At 65.8% G+C, this 5,467-nt stretch carries 6 protein-coding genes; all 6 read left to right on the top strand.

Annotated elements, in window-relative coordinates; all coding sequences use genetic code 11:
- Positions 1-1,602, top strand: a 1,602-nt coding sequence (locus IRZ12_RS15210) for a nitrite/sulfite reductase (RefSeq protein WP_296470124.1), incomplete at its 5' end; no start/stop codon positions are given.
- On the top strand, positions 1,595-2,107 hold the full coding sequence (locus IRZ12_RS15205; protein ID WP_296470122.1) for a DUF934 domain-containing protein: 513 nt from the start codon (positions 1,595-1,597) through the stop codon (positions 2,105-2,107). The genes IRZ12_RS15210 and IRZ12_RS15205, both read left to right, overlap by 8 nt.
- 58 nt (positions 2,108-2,165) lie before the next feature.
- Positions 2,166-2,930 carry a uroporphyrinogen-III C-methyltransferase gene (gene cobA / locus IRZ12_RS15200; protein WP_296470120.1) on the top strand — a complete coding sequence of 255 codons (765 nt, stop codon included), beginning with the start codon at positions 2,166-2,168 and terminating at the stop codon, positions 2,928-2,930.
- Positions 2,931-2,954: 24 nt separating this feature from the next.
- On the top strand, positions 2,955-3,659 hold the full coding sequence (locus IRZ12_RS15195) for a MarC family protein (protein ID WP_296470118.1): 705 nt from the start codon (positions 2,955-2,957) through the stop codon (positions 3,657-3,659).
- Between the two features lie 18 nt (positions 3,660-3,677).
- Entirely contained in the window at positions 3,678-4,193 is a 516-nt protein-coding gene (locus IRZ12_RS15190) for a disulfide bond formation protein B (protein WP_296470116.1), read from the top strand.
- A gap of 18 nt (positions 4,194-4,211) precedes the next feature.
- On the top strand, positions 4,212-5,342 hold the full coding sequence (locus tag IRZ12_RS15185) for an enoyl-CoA hydratase/isomerase family protein (protein WP_296470115.1): 1,131 nt from the start codon (positions 4,212-4,214) through the stop codon (positions 5,340-5,342).
- Positions 5,343-5,467: the final 125 nt, after the last annotated feature.

Below are 5,467 nucleotides of genomic sequence, written 5' to 3'. Positions count from 1 at the left end.
GGCTTATATATCCAGCGGCACGCGCCCATGCTGCGCATCGCCATTCCCTATGGCATGCTGGCGTCCCGCCAGCTGCGCACCTTGGCCTATATCGCGCGCAAATGGGACCGCGGGTATGGCCATTTCACTACCCGGCAGAACATTCAGTTCAACTGGCCGCGCCTGGAGGACGTGCCAGACATCCTGGCGGAACTGGCGAAGGTGCAGATGCATGCCATCCAGACGAGCGGCAACGACATCCGCAATACGACGACGGACCAGTTCGCGGGCATCGCACCTGACGAAATCGTCAATCCGCTGGTCTGGTGCGAATTGATACGCCAATGGTCCACGTTTCATCCTGAGTTTGCTTTCCTGCCGCGCAAGTTCAAGATCGCGGTCAGCGGCGCGGTGACGGATCGGGCCGCAGTAGGGGTCCACGACATCGGACTGCAGGCCGTCGAGCAAGACGGCGAAGTCGGCTTCCGCGTCTGGGTCGGCGGTGGCCTGGGCCGCACGCCGCTCGTGGGGCATTTGGTCAATCCCTTCGTCCCCTGGCAGCATCTGTTGACCTACCTCCAGGCCATTTTGCGCGTCTATAACCTCTACGGACGGCGCGACAACAAATACAAGGCGCGCATCAAGATTCTGGTCAAAGACTTGACGCCCCAAGGGTTCGCCGAGGAAGTCGAGCGCGAATGGAAAGCGATCAAGGACGGTCCGGAGACGCTGACGGCCGAGCAGGTGCAAGCCATTGCCGAGCGCTTCACGGTCACGCCTTACGAAGCGGATCCGGGGCCAGACGTTTCCGCCGAATACGCGAGCCGCGACCCGCGGTTCGCACGTTGGCTGCGCCGCAATACGCACCCGCACAAGGTGCCGGGCTATGCGGCCGTGACCCTATCGCTCAAGCGCACGGGGGTTCCTCCTGGCGACATTACCGCGGACCAGATGGATGCGGTCGCAGACCTCGCCGATCGCTACAGTTTTGGCGAAATGCGCGTGACGCACGAACAAAACCTAGTCTTCGCCGACGTCGCGCGCAGCCAGCTCTACGACTTGTGGAAAGCGCTCGACGAGCTCGGCCTGGCGACACCCAACGTCGGGCTGCTGACCGACATCATCGCGTGCCCGGGCGGAGACTTCTGCGCACTCGCGAACGCTGTCTCCATTCCCGTGGCCGAGGCCATTCAACGTCGCTTCGACGACCTCGACTACCTGTATGAGATCGGCGAGCTGGACCTGAACATTTCGGGTTGCATCAACTCCTGCGGGCACCACCATGTCGGGCACATCGGCATCCTCGGGGTGGACAAGGCAGGGCAGGAGTGGTACCAGGTGACGCTCGGCGGCCGCCAGAGCGGTTCCGCCAAGCCTTTGCCGGACATCGAATCGACGCGGGGAGGCGGCGCGGCGATCGGGCGGGTCATCGGCCCCTCGTTCGCGCGAGAGGAGGTGGCGGATGTCGTCGCCAAGCTGGTGGAAACCTACCTCACGCTGCGCGACAGCGAAGAAGAGCGCTTCATCGATGTCGTGGAGCGGGTGGGCATCGAACCGTTCAAGGAACGGGTGTATGCCGAGCGCAAGGCGGCCAAGGCCGTTGCGGAGGTGGCCCATGCCTGATTCCAAGACGCCCACGCTCATTCGCCATGGCCGGCTGGAGGTCGACACCTGGCAGCGCTTCGAGCCGACGGAAGGGCAGCCGCTGCCGCCGGAGGCCGGCGATTGGCTCGTGCCGCTTTCGGTCTGGCAAGCCGCTTCCGCCCAGTTGCGCGAACGCGCCCGGCCGGTTGGGGTGCTGCTCGGCCCGGCTGATGATCCGGCTGCGCTGGCCGACGGCGGCCGCATCGATTCCCGCGGGTTGGCGCTGATCGCGATCGATTTCCCGGCCTATACCGACGGCCGGGGATATTCCATCGCCTACCTGCTTCGTACGCGCTACGGGTGGACGGGCGAGCTGCGGGCGGTCGGCGACGTCATGATCGACACCGTTTATTACCAGGCGCGTTCGGGGTTCGACAGCTTCGCCGTCAAGCCGGGGCATGATCCGCAAGCGGCCCTCCAGGCGCTTGCGACGTTCTCGGCAGCCTACCAGAAAAGCTATCCGCTTCCAGAGGCTGTCGCATGAAGGGTACCCCCGCGATCCGCCCCAGCGTAGCGGGCCGCCTGGAGCGGTGGAGCTGACGATGGGCAAGGTATACCTGGTGGGCGCGGGCCCCGGTGCCGCAGACCTGCTGACGTTGCGGGCGGCCCGCATCCTCGCGCAGGCCGACGTCGTCTTCCACGACGCCCTGGTCGATGAAGAGGTGCTGGCCTTGGCCCCTCAGGCCCGGCAGGTCGCCGTGGGCAAGCGGTGCGGCCGGCTCTCCACGGCCCAGCACTTCATCAACAAGCAACTGGTCGATGCCGCACGACGCCATGCCTGTGTCGTCCGCCTCAAAGGCGGGGATCCGATGCTGTTCGGCAGGGCGCAGGAAGAAATCTCCGCCCTGGCCGAAGCCGGCATCGAGGTGGAGGCCGTTCCGGGCATCAGCGCCGCCTTCGGGGCGAGCGCCTCCGTGGGCATTTCGCTTACGCGGCGAGGGTTGAGCCGCAGCGTCGTATTCCTGACGCCATCGGTGGGACAGGGAGAGCCCGGCCATGCCTGGGCCGACGCCGCGCGTGGGGCCGATACGGTGGTTTTGTACATGGCGAGCCGCCAGGCCGAGGCCATCGTCGCCGGCCTGGCAGCGGCCGGAGTGCCGGGAAGCCGGCCCGCCGTGCTGGTCGAGAACGCCAGCCTGCCTGGCGAACGCATTTTGCCGACGACGGTGGCCAGGTTGCCCGAGGCGGCCCGCCAATTGGGCGGCGGGCCGGCGCTGATCCTAGTTGGCGACGTGTATGCGGAGCTGATCGCCCAAGCCCCGCCATGGCGCCTTGAGGATGCGCCGCGGCGAAACGCTGCGGCCTGAAGTCATTTCCCATACACTTCGATCATGTTGATCGAAGCTTATGGGCTGGCGCTGGGCAAGAGCTTTCTTTTCGCCCTGGCAACTTTGGTCCCCATCTTGAATCCCACGGCCACGGCGCCGATCTTTTTGTCCCTGACAGAGGGCGCGACCCCGGGCGTGCGGGAGGTCTTGGCGCGCAAGATCGCACGCAACGTGTTCATGCTGCTGCTCGCCGCCATGCTCATCGGCTCCGTGGTGCTGGATTTCTTCGGTATTTCGCTTGCCATCGTGCGGGTCGGGGGCGGCCTGCTGGTCGTGGCGAGCGCCTGGAGGCTGCTCAATTCCAGCGACGGGGACGCCGAGCGTTCCGCGCGCATGGCCGAAGGCTTTACCGCCGAAATGGCCAATCGCCGCGTCTTCTATCCCCTGACTTTTCCCATCGCCTGCGGCCCCGGTTCGATCGCAGCGGCCATTACGGTCGGCGCCAGCCTGCACGATCCAACCTCGATCGCCATGAGCGCCACCGGCATCGTCGGCGCTGTGTTCGGACTGGCGCTGGTGGCCGCGTCGGTGTTGCTGTGCTTTAGGTATGCACCGCAGCTACTGCGTCTGCTGGGAGACTCGGGAACGGCCGTTTTCCTGCGGCTTTCCGCGTTCATCCTGTTGTGCCTGGGCGTGCAGATCGTATGGGAAGGCGCTTCGGAATTGATGTTGGGTCTGCTGCGCCAGGCTGAGTTACGTCTACCTTGAGGAAGCTTCGCGTCATCCATGAGAACATTGTCCGTTGATCGACTGCTCGCCTTCGTCGCCGTCGCCGGTTTGGCGGCAGTCGCCGTCGCCTTGGTGTCGCAACACGTTTTCGATATGCAGCCTTGCGCCTGGTGCGTCCTGCAGCGCGTGATTTATTTGGCCGCCGCGTTGACGTCGCTCGTAGGCCTGGCCTTGCGCAGGATTGCGGCGGCGCAGAAGGTATGTGCCGGAATCGCGTCTGTGCTGGCGCTGGGCGGCCTGGCTGCAGCGGGGTACCAGCACAACGTGGCCTCGCAGTCGCTCAGTTGCGCGCAGACGTTTGCCGATCGCTTCATGACCGCTTCCGGCCTGGAGGCGGCCTGGCCCTCCGTGTTCGGGATTTACGCCACTTGCGCGGACGCCGCCGTGGAATTGCTGGGCGTGCGCTATGAAGTGTGGAGCGGATTGCTGTTCGCCGTGCTGGCGGCGGCTGGGGTGGCGGCCCTGTTCATGCGCCGGGGCGCGCACGCGCAGGCGGCAGGCACGGTTTCCTGATTTCCCGCGCGCACGGCCATGAGCTTCGCACCGGCTACCGTTCGATTCCAGGAAGTCGCCGCCACCGGCGGGTGGCGCATCGGCATTGCCACGCTCGACGCGCCGGCCACGCTCAATGCTTTGTCCCTCCAGATGGTCGATGCACTGTCGGAGCGATTGAAGGCATGGGCGGTCGATCCCGCCGTGGCAATCGTGGTGCTGGAGGCCGAGGGCAGGGCATTGTGCGCCGGGGGCGATCTGCAAAGCGTGTATCGCGAAATGCAGGCATGGGACGGCCAGGGCATCCCCGCCAACATCGCCCGCTTTTTCGAGCGGGAGTATGCGCTCGATTACCTCATCCACACGTACCCCAAGCCTTTCCTGTGCTGGGGCAACGGCATCGTGATGGGAGGCGGGATGGGCCTGATGATAGGCGCCAGCCACCGGGTGGTGACCGAAACCTCGCGCCTGGCCATGCCCGAGATCGCCATCGGCCTCTTTCCCGACGTAGGCATGTCCTGGGCCATGGGCCGGATGCCGGGAAAAACGGGGCGCTTCCTCGCCTTGACCGGCGCCTCGATTCATGCCGCGGACGCCTTGTATGTCGGCTGGGCCGACTACCACATCCCGCAGGCGCGCAAGCCGCAGGTGTTTCGCGACCTGGCCGGGCAAGCGTGGAGCGGCGATCGCCGGCGGGACGACTCGCTGCTGCATGAGGTCCTGGACTCCTGCCGATGCCTACCGGAGCCGGCTTCTGGGCCCTTACGCCTAAACCTCGACCTCATTGCCGAGCTATGCCGGGCGCCGGCGCTCGATGACGTCTTGGCTGCCATTTTGCGCTACGACGGCGAGGATTCCTGGCTCCAGGGCGCGAAGGCGAGCCTGGCGGCCGGGGCGCCCAGCACGGCGCGCCTGGCCTGGGAATTGCAGCACCGGGCGCGCCACCTGTCGCTGGCACAGGTGTTCGCGATGGAGTACCGGGCCGCTATCTGGTGCTGTACCCGTGGAGATTTCCGGGAAGGCATCCGCGCTCTGCTGATCGACAAAGACAAATGCCCGGCCTGGAAACAGGCGCACGGCGCGGACGTCGGTCCAGGCTGGGCGGATGCCGTGTTCCGGGAGATGGAAGCCATCGGCGTGCCGCCGTCCCTGCAGGCCCTGGGGGCCTGATTCGCTTCGGGGAGCGGGGGCAAGGGCGCCCGCCCCTGGTTCACGTGCCTTTCGCCAAAGGGGCGTACCCCGGGCGCGGCGTTCGCTCACAAAAACAGGTTGATTTATATAAACAAGGTTTATAT

This window comes from Pigmentiphaga sp. (assembly GCF_019689535.1).
Lineage (GTDB): Bacteria > Pseudomonadota > Gammaproteobacteria > Burkholderiales > Burkholderiaceae_B > Pigmentiphaga.
Note: the sequence above shows the minus strand (reverse complement) of the source record. Positions and strands in the feature narration are given on the sequence as shown.

Bases quoted from the DNA above. Each gene is read 5' to 3' on its own strand.
- IRZ12_RS15205 (WP_296470122.1), top strand. From the start codon at position 1,595: ATGCCTGATTCCAAGACGCCCACGCTCATTCGCCATGGCCGGCTGGAG.
- cobA (WP_296470120.1), top strand. From the start codon at position 2,166: ATGGGCAAGGTATACCTGGTGGGCGCGGGCCCCGGTGCCGCAGACCTG.
- IRZ12_RS15195 (WP_296470118.1), top strand. From the start codon at position 2,955: ATGTTGATCGAAGCTTATGGGCTGGCGCTGGGCAAGAGCTTTCTTTTC.
- IRZ12_RS15190 (WP_296470116.1), top strand. From the start codon at position 3,678: ATGAGAACATTGTCCGTTGATCGACTGCTCGCCTTCGTCGCCGTCGCC.
- IRZ12_RS15185 (WP_296470115.1), top strand. From the start codon at position 4,212: ATGAGCTTCGCACCGGCTACCGTTCGATTCCAGGAAGTCGCCGCCACC.